Source organism: Geodermatophilus sp. SYSU D00691 (assembly GCF_054050275.1).
This window is the reverse complement of record NZ_JBJGYZ010000081.1, coordinates 1-1,270: the sequence shown is the minus strand read 5'-3', so window position 1 is coordinate 1,270 and position 1,270 is coordinate 1. Positions and strand designations below refer to the sequence as shown.

At 68.7% G+C, this 1,270-nt stretch carries 1 protein-coding gene; it reads right to left on the bottom strand.

Annotated elements, in window-relative coordinates; all coding sequences use genetic code 11:
- Positions 1-40 precede the first annotated feature (40 nt).
- A protein-coding gene (locus ACI797_RS27800; RefSeq protein ID WP_456864106.1) for an IS3 family transposase occupies positions 41-1,203 on the bottom strand; the annotation gives its coding sequence in 2 pieces (ribosomal slippage) (positions 41-912 and positions 912-1,203; 1,164 coding nt in all).
- Between the last annotated feature and the right edge of the window lie 67 nt (positions 1,204-1,270).

The following is a 1,270-nucleotide window of genomic DNA, read 5'->3' as shown; positions in this document are numbered from 1 at the left end:
CGGGACTGCCCCCAGTCCGGTTGACTCGTTCCGGTAGGGGTTAGGCCGCTGCTGCGGCGTGGGTGAGTGTCTCGTATTCGACCGGTGTGAGCCGTCCGAGTCGGCGTTGCCGGCGTCGGCGGTGGTAGGTGCGCTCGATCCAGGTGATGATCGCAAGCCGGAGCTCGTCGCGGGTCGTCCAGCGCTGCCGGTCGAGCACGTTCTTCTGCAGTAGGGCGAAGAAGGACTCCATCGCGGCGTTGTCCCCGCAGGCGCCGACCCGGCCCATCGAGCCAACCAGGCCGTTGTTGGCCAGCGTGCGGACAAAGGCGTTCGACCGGAACTGGCTGCCGCGGTCCGAATGCACCACGGTGCCCACCGGGTCGCGGCGGGCGATCGCGTTCCTGAGGGCGGCCACCGCCAGTGACGCCTTCATCCTCGAGTCGATCGAGTAGCCGACGATCCGGCCGGAGTAGACGTCCTTAATCGCGCAGAGGTACAGCTTGCCCTCCGCGGTCCAGTGCTCGGTGATGTCGGTCAGCCACAGCCGATTGGGTGCCTCCGCGGTGAACTGGCGGTCGACCAGGTCGTCGTGCACCGGCGGGCCGGCCTTGCGATTGAGGCCGGGCTTTTTGGCGAAGACCGACCAGATCCGCTGCTGCGAGCACAGCCGGGCGACCCGGTTCTCGCCTACCTGCAGCCCGCGCTCGCGCAGCTCGTCGGCGATGAACCGATAGCCGAAGGCCGGGTCGTCGCGGTGGATGTCGTAGGCGGCGTTGATCAGGTGCGCGTCGTCCCAATCCCGCTGGCTCACCGGGTCGGCCAACCACTTGTAGTAGGCCTGCGTGGAGAAGCCCAGCACCCGGCAGGTCACCGCGACGGGGATCTTCTCGGCGGCGAGTTCACGGACCAGCGGGTAGCTCATTTTGGGAGCACGTCGCGGGCGAAGTAGGCCGTCGCCCGCCGCAGGATCTCGTTCTCCTGCTCCAGCAGCCTGTTGCGCCGCCGCAGCTCGCGCAGCTCCGCGGATTCGTCCTTGCTGCCGCCGCGGTCACCGGAGGCCGGTGGAGCCAGGCCGTCTTCCCGGTCGGCGATCTTCAGCCACCGCTGCAGGCAGGACTCCGAGACTCCGAAGTCCCGGGCGACCTGCGCGATCGACGCCTCGCCCTTGCGGGCCACGGCGATGACGTCACGCCGGAACTCCGGCGGGAACGGCTTGGGCACGCTGCTGATCCTTCCAGCGAGGCCAGGGCCTCACAGGCAAGGAGTCAACTCAACTGGGGGCAGTCCC